Origin of the sequence: Spirillospora sp. NPDC000708 (genome assembly GCF_040299565.1) — a bacterium.
GTDB lineage: Bacteria > Actinomycetota > Actinomycetes > Streptosporangiales > Streptosporangiaceae > Spirillospora.
In genome coordinates this window covers 65,713-84,536 of the sequence record NZ_JBEPCJ010000014.1, presented here as the reverse complement: position 1 = coordinate 84,536, position 18,824 = coordinate 65,713, and the positions used below count along the sequence as shown (strand labels likewise).

The 18,824-nt window shown below is 71.4% G+C and carries 18 protein-coding genes; 12 read left to right on the top strand and 6 right to left on the bottom strand.

What is annotated here, in order from left to right:
* Positions 1-32 precede the first annotated feature (32 nt).
* Both ABT299_RS13170 and ABT299_RS13165 read left to right on the top strand, forming a co-directional pair.
* Positions 33-971, top strand: coding sequence for an ABC transporter ATP-binding protein (locus ABT299_RS13170; RefSeq protein WP_500250872.1), 939 nt, complete (start codon positions 33-35; stop codon positions 969-971).
* Positions 968-2,569: an ABC transporter permease gene (locus tag ABT299_RS13165; RefSeq protein WP_500250871.1), complete on the top strand. Its 1,602-nt coding sequence runs from the start codon at positions 968-970 to the stop codon at positions 2,567-2,569. Before ABT299_RS13170 ends, ABT299_RS13165 begins: the two co-directional genes overlap by 4 nt.
* Positions 2,570-2,752: 183 nt before the next feature.
* Here ABT299_RS13165 and ABT299_RS13160 read toward each other — a convergent pair whose 3' ends face one another.
* The 3 genes from ABT299_RS13160 to ABT299_RS13150 form a co-directional block, all read right to left on the bottom strand.
* Positions 2,753-4,135 carry a hypothetical protein gene (locus tag ABT299_RS13160; protein WP_500250870.1) on the bottom strand — a complete coding sequence of 461 codons (1,383 nt, stop codon included), beginning with the start codon at positions 4,133-4,135 and terminating at the stop codon, positions 2,753-2,755.
* A complete protein-coding gene (locus ABT299_RS13155; RefSeq protein ID WP_500250869.1) occupies positions 4,136-4,756 on the bottom strand; it encodes an ArsB/NhaD family transporter in 621 nt (206 codons plus the stop codon). It abuts the gene before it with no gap.
* A gap of 171 nt (positions 4,757-4,927) precedes the next feature.
* Complete coding sequence (locus tag ABT299_RS13150; RefSeq protein ID WP_500250868.1) at positions 4,928-5,443, bottom strand: hypothetical protein; 516 nt, start codon at positions 5,441-5,443, stop codon at positions 4,928-4,930.
* 354 nt (positions 5,444-5,797) lie between these two features.
* On the opposite strand from ABT299_RS13150, the gene ABT299_RS13145 reads away from it, so the two are divergent.
* Both ABT299_RS13145 and ABT299_RS13140 read left to right on the top strand, forming a co-directional pair.
* The gene (locus tag ABT299_RS13145; protein WP_500250867.1) at positions 5,798-6,151 is read left to right on the top strand and encodes a helix-turn-helix domain-containing protein; all 354 of its coding nucleotides are present in this window, start codon (positions 5,798-5,800) and stop codon (positions 6,149-6,151) included.
* Positions 6,152-6,301: 150 nt separating this feature from the next.
* A complete protein-coding gene (locus ABT299_RS13140) occupies positions 6,302-6,580 on the top strand; it encodes a hypothetical protein (protein ID WP_500250866.1) in 279 nt (92 codons plus the stop codon).
* Positions 6,581-6,640: 60 nt separating this feature from the next.
* Here the strand turns inward: ABT299_RS13140 and ABT299_RS13135 are convergent, their stop codons facing one another.
* Positions 6,641-7,279 carry a hypothetical protein gene (locus ABT299_RS13135; RefSeq protein WP_500250865.1) on the bottom strand — a complete coding sequence of 213 codons (639 nt, stop codon included), beginning with the start codon at positions 7,277-7,279 and terminating at the stop codon, positions 6,641-6,643.
* A gap of 144 nt (positions 7,280-7,423) precedes the next feature.
* On the opposite strand from ABT299_RS13135, the gene ABT299_RS13130 reads away from it, so the two are divergent.
* The 4 genes from ABT299_RS13130 to ABT299_RS13115 all read left to right on the top strand — a co-directional run bounded on the left by ABT299_RS13130 (position 7,424) and on the right by ABT299_RS13115 (position 11,028).
* Complete coding sequence (locus tag ABT299_RS13130; protein ID WP_500250864.1) at positions 7,424-8,770, top strand: ATP-binding protein; 1,347 nt, start codon at positions 7,424-7,426, stop codon at positions 8,768-8,770.
* Positions 8,767-9,447, top strand: coding sequence for a LuxR C-terminal-related transcriptional regulator (locus ABT299_RS13125; protein WP_500250863.1), 681 nt, complete (start codon positions 8,767-8,769; stop codon positions 9,445-9,447). Before ABT299_RS13130 ends, ABT299_RS13125 begins: the two co-directional genes overlap by 4 nt.
* A gap of 8 nt (positions 9,448-9,455) precedes the next feature.
* Positions 9,456-10,778, top strand: a complete 1,323-nt coding sequence (locus tag ABT299_RS13120) for a hypothetical protein (RefSeq protein WP_500250862.1) — start codon at positions 9,456-9,458, stop codon at positions 10,776-10,778.
* Positions 10,779-10,887: 109 nt separating this feature from the next.
* Positions 10,888-11,028 carry a hypothetical protein gene (locus tag ABT299_RS13115; protein ID WP_500250861.1) on the top strand — a complete coding sequence of 47 codons (141 nt, stop codon included), beginning with the start codon at positions 10,888-10,890 and terminating at the stop codon, positions 11,026-11,028.
* A 510-nt stretch (positions 11,029-11,538) separates the two neighbouring features.
* Here the strand turns inward: ABT299_RS13115 and ABT299_RS13110 are convergent.
* Positions 11,539-11,943, bottom strand: coding sequence for an integrase core domain-containing protein (locus ABT299_RS13110; RefSeq protein WP_500250860.1), 405 nt, complete (start codon positions 11,941-11,943; stop codon positions 11,539-11,541).
* Positions 11,944-12,271: 328 nt separating this feature from the next.
* Between ABT299_RS13110 and ABT299_RS13105 the strand changes: the two genes are divergently transcribed.
* From ABT299_RS13105 to cydC, 4 genes are read left to right on the top strand one after another with little or no spacing between them, the layout of a single operon-like run.
* Positions 12,272-13,660: a cytochrome ubiquinol oxidase subunit I gene (locus tag ABT299_RS13105; protein ID WP_500250934.1), complete on the top strand. Its 1,389-nt coding sequence runs from the start codon at positions 12,272-12,274 to the stop codon at positions 13,658-13,660.
* Positions 13,661-13,709: 49 nt separating this feature from the next.
* Entirely contained in the window at positions 13,710-14,735 is a 1,026-nt protein-coding gene (cydB, locus tag ABT299_RS13100) for a cytochrome d ubiquinol oxidase subunit II (protein WP_500250859.1), read from the top strand.
* Complete coding sequence (gene cydD / locus ABT299_RS13095) at positions 14,732-16,438, top strand: thiol reductant ABC exporter subunit CydD (RefSeq protein ID WP_500250858.1); 1,707 nt, start codon at positions 14,732-14,734, stop codon at positions 16,436-16,438. The genes cydB and cydD overlap by 4 nt, the downstream gene beginning before the upstream one ends.
* A complete protein-coding gene (cydC, locus tag ABT299_RS13090; protein WP_500250857.1) occupies positions 16,435-18,183 on the top strand; it encodes a thiol reductant ABC exporter subunit CydC in 1,749 nt (582 codons plus the stop codon). Before cydD ends, cydC begins: the two co-directional genes overlap by 4 nt.
* Before the next feature lie 119 nt (positions 18,184-18,302).
* Here cydC and ABT299_RS13085 read toward each other — a convergent pair whose 3' ends face one another.
* Positions 18,303-18,785, bottom strand: a complete 483-nt coding sequence (locus ABT299_RS13085; protein WP_500250856.1) for a hypothetical protein — start codon at positions 18,783-18,785, stop codon at positions 18,303-18,305.
* Positions 18,786-18,824 lie beyond the last annotated feature (39 nt).

The window sequence follows — 18,824 nt, the reverse complement described above, 5'->3', positions numbered from 1 at the left end:
CGAGTTTCTAAATCTAGAATACCGTCCGAGGCATGACTCCCGTGATCTCGATGTCCGGCGTCGAGAAGTCCTTCGGCCGGACCCGCGCACTGGACCAGCTCGACCTCTCCGTGGAACCCGGCGAGGTCCATGGTTTCCTGGGCCCCAACGGGGCCGGGAAGACCACCACGATCCGCATCCTGTTGGGGCTGCTGCACGCCGACGCCGGTCAGATCCGCGTCCTCGGCGGCGACCCCTGGACCGACGCCACCGAGCTGCACCGGCAGCTGGCCTACGTGCCCGGCGACGTCAACCTGTGGCCGGGGCTGACCGGCGGCGAGACCATCGACCTGATCGCCCGGATGCGCGGCGGGATCGACCCGCGCCGAAGAGCCGACCTCATCGAGCGCTTCGACCTCAACCCGAAGAAGAAGGCCCGCACCTACTCCAAGGGCAACCGGCAGAAGGTGACCCTGATCGCCGCCCTGGCCTCGGAGGTGGAGCTGCTCGTCTTGGACGAGCCGACCTCGGGGCTCGACCCGCTGATGGAAGAGACCTTCCGCCAGGTGGTCCACGAAGAGGCCCGCAACGGCCGCACCGTACTGCTGTCCAGCCACATCCTGTCCGAGGTCGAGGCGCTGTGTCACCGGATCACCATCATCCGCGAGGGGCGGACGGTAGAGACCGGCTCGATCCAGGACATGCACCACCTCAGCCGCACCTCGATCACCGCACGGCTGACCGGCGAGGCCCCGCGCGATCTGCCCGGCGCCCACGAGGTGCACGTGGCGGACGGGCAGATCCGCTGCGAGGTCGGCACCGACCGGCTGAACGAGGTCCTCGGCCGGCTCATCGCCGTCGGGGTGCAGAACCTGGTCGCACAACCACCCACGCTGGAGGAACTCTTCCTGCGCTACTACGTCGACCGCCCCGCGGCCGGCGCGGACGCCTCCACGACGCATTCGGGCGCGCGCTCGGGGAGCGTGCGGTGAGCGGCAATCTCGCCGGCACCCGCAAGCTGATCCGGCTGATCCTGCGCCGCGACCGGATCCTGCTGCCCCTGTGGGTGCTGTGGATGTCACTGGCCCCGGTGAACTTCGTGTCCATGACCAAGGACCTGTTCCCCACGGCCGCCGACCGCCACCAGTACGCCGACACCAGCGGCAGCGACCCGGCCTTCCTCGCGCTGTTCGGCCCGCTGCACGGCGACAGCCTCGGCGGCATCGTCGCCCAGCGCCTCGGCCTAGTCCCGCTGATCGTGGCACTGATCAGCATCCTCACGGTGATCCGCCACACCCGCACCGAGGAGGAGAACGGCCGCCGCGAGCTGCTGGGCGCCACGGTCATGGGGCGGCACGCCCCGCTGGCGGCCGCCCTCATCGTGACCATCGCCGCGAACCTGGTGCTGGCCCTCATCATGACCGCCGGGCTGTCCGGCAAGGGTCAGCCCGGCGGCGCGTCCTTCGCGCTGGCGATGCAGTTCGCCATCTGCGGATGCGTCTTCGCCGCGGTCGCCGCCGTGGCCGCGCAGGTCACCGAGGGCGCGGGCGCAGCGCGCGGCGTCGCTATCGGCACGCTGGGCGTGGCCTACCTGCTGCGCCTGGCGGGCGACGCCGACGGCAACGCGCTGGCCTGGCTGTCGTGGCTGTCTCCGGTCGGCTGGGCACAGCAACTGCGCCCCTTCGCCGACGAGCGGTGGTGGATCCTGCTGCCCGCCGCCGCCCTCGCCGCGCTGCTGATCGCCGCGGCGTTCCGGCTGTCGGCCCGCCGCGACCTGGGCGCTGGCCTGTTCGCCGCGCGCCTCGGCCCCGAAACCGCCGCACCGGCGCTGAGCGGGCCTTTCGTCCTGGCCTGGCGCATCCACCGCGGCATGCTGCTGGCCTGGATCGCCGGGCTGGCCGTCCTCGGCGCGGTGTTCGGCGGGCTGGCCGAGGGGGTCGGCGACGCGCTGCGCGACAACACCGACCTCAAGGACGCGTTCACGCGCCTGGGCGGCGAGGCGACCCTCGTCGACACCTTCCTCGCCTCGGGCATGAGCATCGTCGGACTGATCGCCTCCGGCTATGCGGTGCTCACTACGCTGCGACTGCGCAGCGAGGAAGAGAAGCTGCGGGCCGAGCACGTGCTGACCACCTCAGTGCCCCGGCTCCGCTGGGCGGCCGGGCACCTGCTGTTCGCGTTCCTGGGCACCACCGCCGCCGTCGCCGCCGCAGGACTGGCCGCCGGGCTGGTGCACGGCCTGGGCACCGGTGACCTCGGACGACAGCTGCCGCGCATCCTCGGTGGCGCCCTCGTCCAACTGCCCGCCGTCTGGACGCTGGCCGCGATCACCGTGGCGGCGTTCGGCCTGCTCCCCCGCCTCACAGCCGCCCTGGGTTGGGGCGCCTTGGTGATCTTCCTGTTCCTCGGGCAGTTCGGCGCGCTGATGGGCATGAGCCAGCGCGCGCTGGACCTGTCCCCGTTCACCCACATCCCGAAGCTACCGGGCGGCGATGTGTCAGTCGCGCCCCTGCTATGGCTGACCGCCCTCACCACGGCGCTCGTCGCACTCGGCCTCGGCGGGTTCCGCCGCCGCGACTACACCACCTGACGGCCCGTGGCGCGGCCCGCGCCAGACCGCACCCGCCCGTTCACCATGCGATCGGGGATGGCGGCGTGTCGCCTTTCACGTGAGGCCCCTCCAGCTCCTCAGGCAGGTCCCAGCCGAGCCCTGAGCCGGGCGGCACCGAGCCGGACATGACGTTCACGCCCGGTGCCCAGGGACCCAGAATTCTCACGAACGATCCCCCGAGGTGCCCGAGGCGGTCCGTCGTAGGGACCAGGCACCGGTGCCGCCGCGGATCTGGATGAGGGTGTGTCGGAGCATCTCGATTTCCCCCTGATAGACGCCAGTCGTCGAGAGTACTTCACGTACGATGGCGAGGGACGAACTCAACCGGTCGATGCCGAACGGGCCGTCACCACGGTGCTCTACTCGCAACCGCGCCAACTCGCCGGTATAGAGGAGGACTTCCGCCCGGTCGCCGCGGACGGCCGTGTCGAACGTCCGAATCTCGTCCAGTCCAGGTCCTTCCAGGGCTGCCCCCGCCCCGGTGACCACGTCCTCGCTCGGCGTCAGCGGGCTCACCTGAATGTGCCAGGACGCCGCTCCGGAGCCGATCTCCAAGACAGAACCGCTGGACAGCGCCACCCGCCCCTTCTCCCCCGGCGCCTCGCACAGGATCTGCTTCGGCCCCGGCCGCCGTCCAAGAACAGAGTCACGCAGTTTGAGAGAAAAGGGGGCTCCGTCGTCCTGCCAGAACACCGCAATGCCCGGCGGGCCCACATAACGGAGAACCTCAAGACCTCCGCCGCCGACCGCGGCCTCGAAGGTCGGTAGATCGTCCACCGTCTGGACCGTGACGCGCCACGAGCCGCGCGCCTCGATCCGAACGTAACGCACCGCCAACGGCGCCCCGTCCGCCAATTCACGGTCATCAAGCACCACACGCGCTGAGGTATGTCCAGGAGAAACGAACGCCAACCAGTCATTGACCGCCGTCGGGGATAGCCCGGCCCAGGCCCACAGAAGATCGGCGGCATCGGACCCGATCTCCAGCACGAGAGGGACCAAGCGATATCCAGCCACCTCGAGACAGGCGGTGCCGCTGTCATGGTATTCGGCGGGTCGTCCGCCGGAAGCATCCCCCGGCAGAACGGCCTCCAGCGGCTCCCATCCCGCCGCACCCGCCAAGACCATGTCATCGACCTCAGCGGTGGATGCAATATTGGCCGCACCCCCCCTTCTCGCGGCCTCCCGCGCCTTATACCAGTCGGGCTTCACGCTTTCCGGATAACCAAATGATCGCCAATAGACGAGCGGAAGAACCGATGCGAAGCCAGCGATGAAGCAACCCATCACGACCGGTTCGATGAGCGACTCAAGAGGAGCATAGGAGAAGAAGCCACCCAGCGCCCAGAACCCGAATGCCACAGCAAGGCAGTTGCCCCCTAGGCCTGTCCCGCGCCCACCGTCCATCGAACTTTCCAAGAAAAGATACTCCTTGTATCTTTCCGAGATCTTTCCCGATGAGATCCTGCGATGCAGGGTGAAGCAGGCGATCGAGACCAGCGCACAGCCGAGCGGCACCCAGACGGGTAGGGTCTCCGACTCCATTCACTCTCCTGCAGACGCACGTCCCCTGAAATGTTGACACAACACAGCGAATAGCATTCTATTCGTCGCGCTCCGGTAAGGCCATAACCAGGCCCACTCGTTGTCCAGCAGCGCCGACGCGCCCATGGTGATGACCACCAGCATCACCATGAGGCGGTACGGCTTGCCGCGCGCGCGTTTCGCGGCCCAGATCACCACGTACTCGAACACCCCGGTCTGCCGCAGCACCGAGACGATCACCATCATGCCCAGCAGCAAGAAGACGACGTTCCAGTCGATCCCGGTCTCTTCGGAGAAGAACGCCGCGCGGGCATCGGTGACGCGCAACAGCAGCATCAGCCCGGCGCCGCGGCTCGCAGCGAGCGGCTGGCCGATGCGGCTTGGCCGCGGGAGGCCCAGCGGCAGCAGGTCCTGGTTGAGCGTGCCGGGGGCACTTTTCATCTGGTGGTTAGGGAGGACGTGGCCGCGGCCTTGGCGGACCTCGCGCGAGGCGTGGGGGCGACGCGGCTGGTGGTCGGTGCTGGACGCCGGCCCGCGTGGCGGCGCCCCTGTTCGGCGCGGGGGGTGGGCCCCGCCGTGGCCGAGCTGGCTGGCCGGATCAATGTGCAGATCGTCGCGCACCGGTTCGCCGGGCGGGGACCCCGCGTGGCGGGCCGTGGGGGTAGCGTGTTGAGCCGACGGCACCGGGAGATCGACTGGGCCTTGCACTGGCCGGGCCGTCGCTGCCGGCCTTCGCTCCGCCGAACATCTAGGCTAATTGATAGTATTGATGGAGGCACAGTCTCGCTTCTCTCATTTTTGGCTGCGAGTTCGAACCCACCCTCCCCCGTATCGCATGATTTCCCCAGCCAACTCCCGCCTCCGTTCTTCTTCTATCAACCATTGAGGCTTAATGCGCTCAGGCGGACCGACTTGCGAACGGCGCCACACAATGAAGATAGGAATAAACCCGGCCGACCAACAAATGACGCCCAACCACCCAAGAAGCCCGATATTCCTACTAGCCGAGTATTGAAGAAACAGCGCCCCAGCGAACCAAAGGCCACAGCCGACCGCAGCAGGAAACTGAGTGAACAGGGCACTGTCTTCTAGCTTCCCTCCTCCGCCACCAAGGTAGGCGTCGACGAGCTTCCTGCGCCGCCGATCAAAGTAAGCATCAAGGAAGGTGTGCGTACGCCACATCTTCAATGCGCACGCATGCTGCACGAATCCCAGAATTGAACCACCACCAAGAGCGGCAACAACTATCCAGAAGGCGCCGGTACCACCTTCCGGAAGGATGCTCGCCCCGACCGTCACCCTGGTCACCCCTCTATGCTTTACCATCTGAACCGCGTCGCAAAGAATCCGGCGATTCTACTGCCAAAGGCGCCCCCTGCATAGCCTGCCACCGTAGCACCGATCGCCGTACTCGGGCCAGGAAATGCACTGCCCAGGAAGCAATCCGGGTAGGCCCCCATTTTCGTTCGACTTGAGGTTGTCACCAAAGTTCTTACACAGCCAGTTGAAAAACGAAATTCACGTAATACCTGGACGTGAGCTTGGGCATATATTGAGGCATCCCAGGTCTACAGAGGCCGACAAGAATAGTCATGCGTCATGCTCAGGGCGGAGTACCGGAACGAAAGGGGCCGCCTGTGCGCAGTGCCTGTGGTGACTCCGATGATCGGCCTGGCCCACAACCAGGCCGCTCTGCTCCAGATCCTGCTGAGACTTCTGCAGTCGGAGTCAGCCGATGTACGGCACGCGCCAGGGCTACTACGCCTGGAAGCAGCGCGGCCCGTCCCGCCGGGCAGGCAGGACCGGGCGCTGACCGAGACGATCGCCAAGATCCAGGCCAGGTCTCGCCGGACCTACGGCGCCCCGCGCGTCCATGCCGAACTGCGGCTGCGGTTCGGAGTGCCCGTCGGGCGCAAGCAGGTGGCTCGTCTGATGCGCACCGCCCGGCTCGAGGGTGTGCGCCGGCGCCGCCGGGGGCTGACCCGCCGGGCCCCCTCAGTTGTCCCCCGCGGGTGATCTGGTCGTCCGCGACTTCACCGCACCCGGACCCGATCGGGTCTGGACGGCCGACATCACGCACGTTCCGACCGGCGAGGGCTGGTTGTATCTGGCGGTGGCGCTGGATTGTTCTCCCCGCGGATCGTGGGCTGGGCGATGGCCGACCACATGCGCACAGAACCGGCACTCAAGGCGCTGGAGACGGCGAACCGCCGACCCGCCCCCGGGGTGATCCATGACAGCGACCAGGGCAGTCAGTACACGTGGAAGAAGCAGCAGCAGAACACGCAGAACCCGAAGCCCGACGTCGCCGACCCGGACCAGATGGACCACTTCACCTGGTACGAGACGCACGGCTTCACCAAGACCTACCCGGGTGGGAAGAAGATCCTCACCCCGGCCGAAGTGCTCGGCCGCCACCTGCCGTCCCCGGACGCGGACGGCTGATCCCCGCCCATCTCGACAGGTCGGTCCGCCGGAACCACCCGGCGGACCGTCCGCCGTCCGCTACCGGCTTGCGTTCGCGGAGATGCGGGCGGCGACGGTCTTCGCCAGATAGGGCTCCAGAGGTTGGTCCGGCAGGTCGGAGTCGCCCGAAACCAGCAGCGGGGTGCCGTCGCCGGCGATGCCGAAGCAGAAGATGCGGCCGGACCTGGCGCCCTCGGCCGGGTCGAGGGCGACCAGGTCGTCCGCCGAACCCCACATCACCTGCTGGTCGGGCGCCAGCCCCGTGCGGAGCCGCGCCTTGCGCCGCTTCTTGTTCATGGTGTGGGACGCCCACGTGTTGACGTGCCCGGTCTCCAACCGCTCCGAGCGCCGCGGCTTGTAGACGCGGGCCTGGGCGTCCAGGGCGAACGGCCCGAGCGGCCAGCGGTGACCGATGGTCACCACGCGTCCGACGGACTCGAAGCCGTACGTCTGGAACCGCTGCCACGGATTGCGCCACTCCAGCACCGGTTCGGGCGGCACGCCCGCGTCCTGGAGGTGGCGGACCGACGCCGCGAGGACGTCCTGGACCCGCGCGACGGCCTGCTGCCACCTGGGCGGCTCGCTGCGGAGCCGGTCCTCCCGCTGCGCGGCCTGCGCCGCCGCCTGCTCGTCGAACCTGCGGCGTTCGGCCGACACCAGGTCATCGAAGTCCGACAACGTCCCCGTCCCTCCTGACGCCGGGCCAGGGAGCCTCGCGTGCGCGGTGGCCGGCAGTTCAAAGATCGCACACGCACCGCGAGCGCGTCATCCCCGGGAAACACCGGGTGGTGGCGCCCCCGCCGGGCCCGGGATCATGCGGCCATGAAGTTGATCGGCGGGCTGCGGCCGCCCGCGCTGCCCACGACCCCGGCGGGCGTGGAGCTGTGCGCGGTGGCGGTCTTCGTGGGCGTGCGGGCGGTGGACCTGGCGCAGTTCGCGGTCGCGTCCCCGGTCGCCCTGCGGCGGGCGACCTCGCCGGTGATCCTGCTGGTCGTGCTGGGCGGGTACCTGGCCGAGTCGGGCGCGGTCGGCGCGGCAGCGGTGCGCGCGCGGGCCTACCGCGACCGCCGCTGGGGGTGGGCCGACACGGTGGCGGCGGGCGCGGTGCTGCTGGCCCAGCCGTTGTTCACCGCCGCCTCCGACCGCACGGGGAGCTGGACGGCGTGGGGGTTCGCCTGCACGTTGAGCAGCGCGGTGGGGGTGGCGGTCGTCTTCACCCGGCGGCGGCACATCGCGGTGGCGGTCGCCGTGCTCGCCGGGTGCTACCTGGCCGCGACCCTGCCGGGCGCGGCGGACGGGTCGGCGGCGGCGACCGTGCTCGGCAACGCGTTCGCCTATGCCGGGTTCGCGGTGCTGGCCCGGCTGATGGTCGGGTACCTGCGGCGGTTGGCCGCCGACGCCGAGCGCGCCCGGCTGGAGGCGGCGCGGGCGGCGGCGGACGCGGCGCGGCTGCGCGAGCGGGAACGGCAGCGGCTGCTGCTGCACGACAACGTCAGCGTGCTGCGGCTCTTCGCGGACGGCGGTGTCCCCGACGAGCTGAACGGGCCGTTGCGCGCGCAGGCGATGGCGCTGGCCAACCGGGTACGCGCGTTCCTGGACGACACGGCGGGCGACCCTGCGGGTGCTTTCGCGGGCGGCACGGCGAGCGGCTCCGCAGGCGATCGGGTGGACGGTGCGGCGCCCGCGGCCGATGCTCGCCGCGGCGGCCCGTCGCTGGTCTGGGCGGTGCGTGACGCGGTCGCCGAATACCGGGACCTGCCGGTCGAGACCAGCGTGGACCTTGCCGAGGGCGTGCACCTGCCGGACGCGGCGGCCGGGGCCGTCCGCGCGGCCGTCGCGACCCTGCTCGCGAACGTGCGGGTGCATGCGGACGCCGCCAACGTCGTCGTGCACGCCGACGCCGACATCGACGAAGGGGAGTGGGAGGTGACCGTCACCGACGACGGCCGCGGATTCGATCCGGGGACGACCCCGCGCGGGTTCGGGCTGCGCGTCCAGGTCGAGCAGGCCCTGGCCGTGCACGGGATCTCGACGCACGTGCATTCGGTTCCGGGCGACGGGGCGCGCGTCACGCTGCGCGGTCCCCTGCCCGGCGGCGCCCCGCCCGGCGCCGCCCGGCCCCAGGCGGCGGACGGCGCCGGGCCGGGCACGGGGGAGGCGGCTTCATGACGGGAAGGCGGCGCGTGCGGGTGGCGGCGATCGACGACGACACCCTCATCCGGGACGGCCTGCGGGTGTTGGTCCCGGGCCTGGACGTGGTGGCCGCGTGCCGGGACGTGGCCGAGTTCCTGGCCGTCCGTCCCCGGGCGGAGGTCGTGCTGCTGGACCTCACGCTGACCGGTACCGGCACCGGTCCGGTGCTCCAGGGGCCCGGAGCGGTGGCGGCGCTGGCGGCGGACGGGTGGCGCGTTCTCGTCTACACCAACGAGCGGCGCCGCGCCGTCCTGGTCGCTTGCCTGAACGCGGGGGCGCGCGGGGTCGTGCACAAGGCCGAGCCGCTGCCCGCGCTCGCCGACGCCGCCGCCGAGGTCGCGGCCGGGCGGATCGTCATCACGCAGGCCCTCACCGGGCTGGCGGAGCTGGCCGAACGGCGCGGGCGGCTGCCCGGCCTGTCGCCCCGGGAGCGGGAGGTGCTGGCGGGGCGGGCGCGCGGCGAGTCGTTCCGCGCCATCGCGCGCCGCCTGTTCATCACCGAAAGGACCGCCTGCGGATACATGGACCAGGTCAAGGACAAGTTCGCCGCCTACCTGCGGGAGCACTCCGCCGCGGACCTGGAGCGGGCCCTCGGCCTGGAGCCGGTGGGGCTTTCCGACAGGGACCCGCGCGACCCGCCGGGACCAACGTGAGGAGCCGCATGCGCCAGCCGACCGTCCCCTGCCCGGTGCCGGGCCGCGTCCGACGTCTCGCAGCGGTGCTGGTGGCCGTGGCCGCCGCCCTGTGCGGTCTCATCCTGCACGCCCCCGCTACACCCGCGCGTGCGGACGCGCCGCCCGCGCGCGCCGACGGGCCGTCCCTGCGGGCGAGTCCGGCCCGCCCCACCAACCGCGAGCCCGTCACGATCAGCGGCCGGTTCCCGGGCGCCCGCTCCGGCTGGGACGTCTCGCTGTTCCGGGAGACCGGGATATTCGGCGGCGAATGGGAACACCTCGCGACTAACAGGACGGGCAAGGACGGCACGTTCGCGTTCCGCCTGGACCGCGTCGACGGCGACGAGACCTTTCGCGTCCTCCTCGCCGGCGACCGGTTCTCCAAGGACTTCAAGCTCAGTGTCCGGTACGAGTCAGTGGACAAGCGCTGGATCCGCGGCGACGCCACCGCCAACCGCAGGGCCTTCTTCGCCTGTTTCGACTCCGGCGGCGACCGGTGCCAGAGCGACAACGACGCCAACACCCCGCCCGGCTGGCTCGCCGCCGTCCTGGTGCTCTGCCTCCTCGGCGGCGGCGCGCTCGTGGTGTGGGCCGCGATGGCGCTGCCCCACAAGGCGCGTGCCGCCGCGGCCGCCGTGGGCCTGGTCGTCTGGGTTCCGGTGTTCGCCGACCTGGCCTTCGGCTACGCGATCCCGCGGATCGGGATGGAGCACAATATCGTCCTCGTGACGTTCCTGTACCCGCTGTACCTGCTGGTGCTGCTGCTCGGCATCGCCGTGATGATCGGCTACCCGCTCCTCATGGTCTTGCTGATGCGCGAGGACGTCATGCCGCCCGGCCGCGCCGGGCGCGCGATCCTGTTCGCCGCCGTGCTCGCCGTGCTGGTGGTCTGGGGGCAGGTCTACGCGCACGCGCCCGCCGTCGCCGCCGGGCCTTTCGCGGTGAAGACGCACTGGCTCCACGACGCGGTCCACACCTGGCCGCTGCAGTGGCCGGTGTCGGTGCTGTGGACCGTCCTGCGGTTCTTCGCGACGCCGGCGGGCCTGGCCGCGTTCGGGGCGCTCGCCACCCTGTCCGTGCTGCTGCCCGCCCCGAAGAGACCGGCGGGCGCGTCGATGGCGGCCCTCGCGCACGGCGCCGCCGCCAACGTCTCGGCCGTCGTCGTCGGCAGCGCCGGCCTCGCCGTCATCTCGATCGTCGCGTTCGCCGCCCTCGTGCTGGCGGCCGTCGCGCTGATGGCCTACGTGATGTTCTGCATCCTCGTCGCCTTCACCACCGCCGCCATGCTGCTCTTCCTGCTCAAGCGCTGAGGTCCGGCGGGGCGCCCGCCCGGACTCTCCGCGACCGGACTGGCCGGGGACCTCCACCCGGAGACGCCCACCTGCCGGGCGCGGCAGCGGCCCGCCCTGATCGTTGGCCGTGGAGGGCGACGAGCAGGGGCAGCGGTGGGCGATGGCGATCGATTCGCGGGTCCGCGAGCGGCTGGTGCGGACGGTGTCCTCGGCCACGTGCGAGATACGGGCCGTGCTGCGGACCCGGATCGTCCTCACGGCCGCCTGACGGCTGGCGAGCGGGAAGGCTCAGACTCTCCTGCTTGGGCAAGTCCGGGCCTTCCCGGTTCGTAGTGGTTCGTCTCGGCGAGCTCAACTCGGCGGGTCGGGCGGCGGCCGCTGCGAAGTCCAGCATCCGATGATCGAGCGGGCTCGCGGGACGCGCAGCGCGGCCGGGTCGCCGACGCTGTCGGCAGGTTCAGCGCGGACGCAGGCGACGTCGTCCGGGGCCGCGAGAGGCGAACACGGGACCCGGCATCCCAGCCGACGTGCAGGACCAGCGCCGTGGAACGCCGCCTGCAGCCGCCCCAGTGCGTGCTCCGCGCCGGCAGGCACCCGATGTCTGCCGGCGGGGCAATGGTGGGATACCTGACGCCGGGATGCGTCCGTCTACGTCACCGTCATGCACTCGGCCGTCCCCTCCGAGATGCGGGGCAGTGGATCAGCGTCAATGCCGGACTCGATGCGGCTGATCCACGAGTTCTGGACCTGTCCCTGCCGAAAACCTCGTCCGCGCAGGTCAAGCGGCATGTTCGTACTCGTTGATGATCCCTCCCAGCCGTTGCCTTCTTCGGATGTTCAGGTGAGCGATCTGGTTCGGTTCGGTGATCGCTGAAGGCAGCGGCTTCAGCGGGCGTGCGTTGGCGATGCCCTGATGAGGCCGATGCTCGTTGTAGAAGGTTTCGAACTCGCAGAGGGCGTGGAGCACGTGCCGCTGGTTCCAGACCAGAGTCCGGTCGAGGAGTTCACGGCGGCAGGTCTGCACCCACCGCTCCATCACCGCGTTCATCCTCGGCATCCGCACCCCGGTCAGCACCGTCTGGGTACCGGCATCGGCCAGGACGGCGTCGAACAGGTCGGGGAATTTGCCGTCGCGGTCGCGGATCAGGAAACGTGCCCGGCAGCCGGCGTCCTCCAGGTCCATGACCAGGTTCCGGGCCGCCTGCGTCACCCACCAGGGTCCGACCGGAACCGCACACGTGGAAGAGCTGGGCAGACCAGCCGATCACCCCTGCCCGCAGGCAGTCGATAACTCGACCGTCCGTCCGAAACGGCCGAAAGATCGACCTCGAATCACCATCGGTGGATCGAGGCTAAGGGCGGGGAGGGCGGCTGCGGGTAGACGGAGGTCCCTGGGCGGAACGGACCTTCGGCCCTGTCTGGGCCGATGCGGCCAGTGGTGGACTTGGTCCGCCGCTGCGGTGAGAGAGGAAGCCCTCGGCATCATCGTCGTCAGCAACGCTGGGGAGCCCGTGAACGCGCTGGATCTGGCCCGATGGCAGTTCGGGATAACGACCGTCTACCACTTCATCTTCGTCCCGCTCACCATCGGGTTGTCGATCCTGGTCGCGGGCATGCAGACCGCCTGGCACCTGAAGAAGGACCCGGTCTACCTCCGCATGACGAAGTTCTTCGGGAAGCTGTTCCTGATCAACTTCGCGATGGGGGTGGTCACGGGGATCGTGCAGGAGTTCCAGTTCGGCATGAACTGGTCGGACTACTCGCGGTTCGTCGGTGACGTCTTCGGGGCGCCGCTGGCCATGGAGGGCCTGCTGGCGTTCTTCCTGGAGTCCACCTTCCTCGGCCTGTGGATCTTCGGGTGGGACAGACTGTCGCCGCGGCTGCACCTGGCGACCATCTGGCTGGCGGCGATCGGTACCAACCTGTCCGCCTACTTCATCCTGGCGGCCAACTCCTGGATGCAGCACCCGGTCGGCTACAAGATCAACCCTGTGACGCACCGCGCCGAGCTCACCAGCATCGGGAAGGTGCTGACCAACTCCACCACCCTGGTGACCTACCCGCACGTGCTGTCCGGCGCGTTCCTCACCGGCGGGGTGTTCGTCGTCGGCATCAGCGCCTGGCATCTGCTGCGCGGGCGGGAGGCCGCGCTGTTCCGGCGGGCGCTGCGGGCCGGCCTGGTGGTCTCCCTGCTCGCCGGCATCGGGGTGACCGTGTCCGGTGATCTGCAGGCGCGGATCATGACCCGGCAGCAGCCGATGAAGATGGCCGTCGCCGAAGCCCTCTACGACAGCTCCGCGCCCGCGTCGTTCTCGCTGTTCACCGTGGGGTCCCTCGACGGCGGCGAGGAGCTGTGGAGCGTGCGGGTGCCGCACGTGCTGTCGTTCATGGCGACCGGGGATCCCGACGGCAGGGTCGACGGCATCAACGACGTGCAGCGCAGGTACGAGGCGGAGCACGGGCCGGGGGACTATAGGCCGGTCGTGCCGGTCACCTACTGGAGCTTCCGCTTCATGATCGGATTCGGTGGGCTCGCCATGCTGCTGTCGCTGGCCGGGCTCTGGCTCACCCGCCGCGGCCGCATGCCGGGCGGGCGCTGGTTCCACCGGGCGGCGCTCGCCTCGATCGCCCTGCCGTTCCTGGCCAACTCGATGGGGTGGATCTTCACGGAGATGGGCCGCCAGCCGTGGGTCGTGGCGGGCGTGCTGCGCACCCGGGACGGGGTGTCGCCGGACGTCGGCACCGCCGAGGTGATCACTTCGCTGGGCGTGTTCACGGTGCTGTACGCGGCGCTGGCGGTGGTGGCCGGCGTGCTCATGGTCCGGTACGTCCGGCAGGGACCGCCGCCGGAGGGCGAGACGCCGCAGGCCGACGAGCCCATGCCCGCCTTCTCCTACTGAGCGCGGCTCGCGCCCTGACCGATCCCGTACCGAATCCGGAGAGAGACTCATGGAACTGACCACCGTCTGGTTCATCCTGATCGGGGTGTTGTGGACCGGCTATTTCGTCCTGGAGGGGTTCGACTTCGGGGTCGGCCTGCTGCTGCCGTTGCTGGCCCCGCGCCGCGACGGGCACAGCGAGATCGACCGCCGCGTGATGATCAACACGATCGGCCCGGTCTGGGACGGCAACGAGGTCTGGCTGCTGACAGCCGGCGGCGCGACCTTCGCGGCCTTCCCCGAGTGGTACGCCACGCTGTTCAGCGGTTTCTACCTGCCGCTGCTGCTGATCCTGGTGGCGCTGATCGTGCGCGGGGTGGCGTTCGAGTACCGCGGGAAGATCGACAGTGACCGGTGGCGGCGCAACTGGGACCGCGCGATCTTCTGGGGTTCGGCGGTTCCGGCGCTGCTGTGGGGGGTGGCGTTCGCCAACATCGTCCGCGGCGTCCCGATCAACGCCGAGCACCACTTCACCGGGAACCTGTTCACCCTGCTCAACCCGTACGGGCTGCTGGGCGGGCTCACCACGCTGGCGGTGTTCGCGCTGCACGGTGCGGTGTTCCTGGCGCTGAAGAGCGACGGTGAGGTGCGGTGGCGGGCGCGGGACTTCATCGCGCGGATGTGGCTGCCGATCACCGCCGTCGCGGCCGTCTTCCTGGCCGTCACGCAGATCGCCTACGGAAGGCCGCTCACCTGGTTCAGCGCGGCCGCCGCAGCCGCCGCACTGGTCGGCGGGATCGCCGCGGCGTTGCGGCAGCGGGAGGGGATCGCGTTCGCCGGCACCGCGATCGCGATCGTCGCCACGGTGGTGACGCTGTTCGGAAACCTGTGGCCGGACGTGATGCCCTCCTCGACCGCCGGCGCCTTCAGCCTCACCGTGCACAATGCGTCCTCCTCCGGCTACACCCTCCACGTCATGACGTGGGTGGCGGTGGTGTTCACGCCGGTCGTGCTCGCCTACCAGGCCTGGACGTACTGGGTGTTCCGCAAGCGCCTCACCCGCCGGTCCATCGCCCCCGCCGAGGCCGCACGGTGAAGCCCCTGGATCCGCGGCTGCTCCGCCACGCGCGCGCGGTACGGGCCTACCTCGCGGGCGCGGTCGTACTCGGACTGGTCACCACCGGGCTCGTGCTCGCCCAGGCCGTCCTGCTCGCCCACATCCTGGCCGGCGCGTTCACGGGGCAGGGCACCCGCGCGCTCATGCCCGCGTTCCTCGCTCTACTGGCCGTGGCGGCCGCACGCGGCGCGGTCACTTACGGCGGCGAGACGATGGCCCTGCGCTCCGCCTCCACCGCCAAGTCCCAGTTGCGCCGCGCGCTCGTGGAGCACGTCCTGCGCCTCGGGCCCGCACCCGGCGGAGCACAACCGGACGCCGCGAGCCCGGACGCCGGGGACGCCCGCACCCCCGGAGAGCTGGCGACCCTGGCCACGCGGGGGCTGGACGCCCTGGACGCCTACTTCGCCCGCTACCTGCCCCAGCTGGTGCTCGCCTGCATCGTCCCGCTTGCCGTACTCGCCGTGATCGGCGGAGCCGACCCGGTGTCGGCCGGAGTCATCGCGGCGACGCTGCCGCTCATCCCGGTGTTCATGGCGCTCGTGGGGCTGCACACCCGCTCCCGCACCGAATGCCAGTGGCGGCTGCTGGAGCGCCTCGGCGGGCACTTCCTGGACGTGGTGGAAGGACTGCCCACGCTGAAGGTGTTCGGCCGCGCCAAGGCGCAGGCGGCGGTCATCCGGGACGTGACCGACGCGCATCGGCGGGCGACCATGCGGACGCTGCGCGTGGCGTTCCTGTCGGCCCTGGTCCTGGAACTGCTGGCCACGCTGGCGGTGGCCCTCGTCGCCGTCGAGGTCGGCCTGCGGCTGCTGGACGGCGGCATGCCCTACGAGACCGCGCTGCTGGTGCTGCTCCTCGCGCCGGAGGCGTATCTGCCGCTGCGGGGCGTCGGCGCGCAGTTCCACGCGAGCATGGAGGGCGTCACCGCCGCGCAGCGGGCCTTCGAGATCCTGGAGATCCCCGTGCCGGCGCGGCCGTCCGCGCCACGCGACCGCGACGATGCGCGGGTGCTGCTGGACGGCGTGACGGTGCGCTATCCGGGGCGCGACCGGCCCGCGTTGTCCGAGGTCACACTGGCGGTCCGGCCGGGCGAGCGGCTCGTCGTCGTCGGCCCGAGCGGGTCGGGGAAGAGCACCCTGCTAGGCCTGCTGCTGCGCTTCGTCGACCCATCCGCGGGACACACCGGGTTCGCGGACGTGCCCGCGGAGGAGTGGCGCGAGCGGATCTCCTGGGTGCCGCAGGACCCGTACCTGTTCGCCGGGAGCGTGGCCGACAACATCCGGCTCGCCGATCCCGGCGCCGGCGACGAGGCCGTCCGGCGCGCCGCACGGCTCGCGGGCGCCACCGGCTTCATCACCGCGCTGCCGCACGGCTTCGCCACCCCGGTCGGCGAACGCGGCTCCCGGCTGTCCAGCGGGCAGCGCCAGCGCATCGCCCTGGCCCGCGCGTTCCTGCGGGACGCCCCGCTGCTCCTGCTGGACGAGCCGACCGCCCACCTCGACGCGGAGAGCGCCCACGGGATCCGGGCGGCGGTCGAGCGGCTCATGGCCGGCCGGACCGTCGTCCTCGTCACCCACGACCACTCCTGGACCGCCGCCGCCGACCGTATCGCCGCCCTCGACGCCGGACGGCTGCAGATCCGGCCGGCGGCGGACGCCGCACCGCTGGCGGTGGCGTCGTGAACGCCCTGGCGAACGCCCGGCGCACGCCGGTACCGCGGCTGCTGGCGTTCGCCCGGCCGATGCGCGGCAGGCTGCTGCTGGCGGCCGCGGCGGGGGCGGGCACGACCATCGCCGGGATCGCGCTGCTCGGCGTGTCGGGCTGGCTGATCGCCAGGGCCGCCGAGCATCCGAGCGTCACCGCGCTGACCATCGCCGTCGTCGCCGTGCGCGCTCTCGGCGTGAGCCGCGGGGCGCTCCGCTACGCCGAACGGCTGACCTCGCACGACGTCGCGTTCCGCGTGCTGGGCGACGTCCGGGTGCGGATCTACGGGAGGCTGGCCCGGATCGCTCCGGCGGGGCTGCGCGACTTCCGGTCCGGCGACCTGCTCGCCCGGCTGGTCTCCGATGTCGACACCACCCAGGACCTGTTCGTCCGCGGCGTCATCCCGGTCGCGTCGGCCGCGCTCGCCGGTGCGGGGGCGGTGACCGCCTGCGCGTTCCTGCTCGCCCCGGCCGCGGGCGCGCTGGCCGCCGGGCTGCTCGTCGCGGGCGTGATCGTCCCGCTGTGCTCGGTGCCGCTCGCGCGCCGCGCCGCGCGCCGGGCCGCCACCGCCCGGGGGGAGCTCACCACGCGCGTCGTGGACGCCTTCTCCGGCGCCGCCGACCTGATCGCCTTCGGCGCGCAGGGACGCGCGGTCGCGGCCGTGGCCGCAGCCGACACCGACCTGGCCGCGCACGAGCGGCGCAACGCGTCCGTCCAGGCGCTCGGCGCGGGCCTGGCCACCGCCGTCAGCGGCCTCACCGTCTGGGCGGTCCTGCTGCTCGGGGTGTCGGCGGTCCGGGACGGCGCACTCGGCCGGGTCCCGCTCGCAGCCCTCACCCTGACCGCGCTCGCGGCGTTCGAGGCGGTCGCGGCACTGCCCGCGGCAGCGGCGCGGCTGGCCGAGACCGGCTCGTCCGCCCGGCGAATCACTGCCGTGCTCGACGCGCCCGACCCCATCCGGCGGCCGTCCCGCCCGCTACCGCCGCCCGAACCGCCCGTCACCGTCCGGCTGCGCGGCGTCGGGGCCAGGTACGGACCGGGCGAGGCCTGGGCACTGGACGGTGTCGACCTCGACCTGGAGCCGGGCCGTCGCGTCGCGCTCGTCGGCCCGAGCGGAGCGGGCAAGAGCACGGTCGCGGCCGTCCTGCTGCGCTTCCTGGACCCCCAGCGTGGAACCGTCACGCTGAACGGCCGGGACATGACGGCCCACAGCCCCGGCGACGTCCGGCGGCTGATCGGCGGCTGCCCGCAGAACCCGCACGTCTTCGACAGCACGCTCCGGGAGAACCTGCGGCTCGCTGCTCCGCGGGCGAGCGAGGACGACCTGCGCGCCGCCGCGGCCGCAGCCCGGCTACTGCCATGGATCGAGTCCCTGCCACAGGGCTGGGACACGCACGTGGGGACGCACGGCGCGGCCATGTCGGGCGGCGAGCGGCAGCGGCTCGCCCTGGCCCGCGCGCTGCTGGCCGACCCGGCGCTGCTGGTCCTCGACGAGCCGACCGCCCACCTCGACCCGGACGCCCGCGCCGCCCTGACGGCCGACCTGCTCCGCGCCACCCGCGGGCGCGCCACCCTGCTCATCACCCACGACCTGGACGGGCTGGAGGACGTCGACGAGATCGCCGTCCTCGACCACGGGGAGATCGTCCAACGCGGCACCCACGCCGAGCTCGTCCAGCAGGACGGCCTCTACCGCCGCATGTGGAAGCACCGGCATCCCTGAACGGCACACGTTCGCGATGGACGCGTGGCGCCGTGGAACCCGCGGAGCGGGACGGTCAAGACGCCGGCACCGTGAGGCCCTCCCCCCGGATGATGGCCGGGGGGAGGGCCTCACGCGCCTCACCGACCGGGACGGGCGGCGCGACGTCCAGGACGTCGGCGACCGGACGGCGCGGCGAGGACGGCGCCCTCGACCCGGAGTGGCCCCGGCAGCAGCGAGTGGCCGGGGCCGACCGCCGAGTCGGGCGGGGCCATCGACATGCCGTCGGCGACACCCGGCGCCGGGTAGCGGCGCGGGGTGCGGGGACCACGGATCTTGGAGCGGCGGTCGGCCTGGAGGTGGTTGTTGACGGACTGCGTCAGCCCGATCACGATCCCGCCGATGATGGTGAAGGCCTTGCCGAACACGCGCCAGGCCGCCTCGACGCCCGGATCGTATTTGGTGGCGAAGGCCTGGGCGGGCTGGTCGTTGCCGGCCATCCCCGCCTCGGCATCCAGCGCGCCCTGCAGCCGCGTCCACACGGTCTCCAGATCGTTCTGCGCTCGCGCGAACCCCTGCGCGGCGGCGATGACTTGTTCCGGAGTGACATCGACAACGGTCATTTCCAACGCCACATGTGTTGATTGGCCTCAAGTGAGACC

What these genes read in the sequence shown, in the direction of transcription:
- ABT299_RS13110 (WP_500250860.1), bottom strand. Translation starts at nt 11,943, where the DNA reads ATGGACCTGGAGGACGCCGGCTGCCGGGCACGTTTCCTGATCCGCGAC.
- ABT299_RS13125 (WP_500250863.1), top strand. Translation starts at nt 8,767, where the DNA reads ATGACGGGAAGGCGGCGCGTGCGGGTGGCGGCGATCGACGACGACACC.
- ABT299_RS13120 (WP_500250862.1), top strand. Translation starts at nt 9,456, where the DNA reads ATGCGCCAGCCGACCGTCCCCTGCCCGGTGCCGGGCCGCGTCCGACGT.
- cydB (WP_500250859.1), top strand. Translation starts at nt 13,710, where the DNA reads ATGGAACTGACCACCGTCTGGTTCATCCTGATCGGGGTGTTGTGGACC.
- ABT299_RS13145 (WP_500250867.1), top strand. Translation starts at nt 5,798, where the DNA reads ATGATCGGCCTGGCCCACAACCAGGCCGCTCTGCTCCAGATCCTGCTG.
- ABT299_RS13160 (WP_500250870.1), bottom strand. Translation starts at nt 4,135, where the DNA reads ATGGAGTCGGAGACCCTACCCGTCTGGGTGCCGCTCGGCTGTGCGCTG.
- ABT299_RS13085 (WP_500250856.1), bottom strand. Translation starts at nt 18,785, where the DNA reads ATGACCGTTGTCGATGTCACTCCGGAACAAGTCATCGCCGCCGCGCAG.
- ABT299_RS13170 (WP_500250872.1), top strand. Translation starts at nt 33, where the DNA reads ATGACTCCCGTGATCTCGATGTCCGGCGTCGAGAAGTCCTTCGGCCGG.
- ABT299_RS13140 (WP_500250866.1), top strand. Translation starts at nt 6,302, where the DNA reads ATGCGCACAGAACCGGCACTCAAGGCGCTGGAGACGGCGAACCGCCGA.
- ABT299_RS13130 (WP_500250864.1), top strand. Translation starts at nt 7,424, where the DNA reads ATGAAGTTGATCGGCGGGCTGCGGCCGCCCGCGCTGCCCACGACCCCG.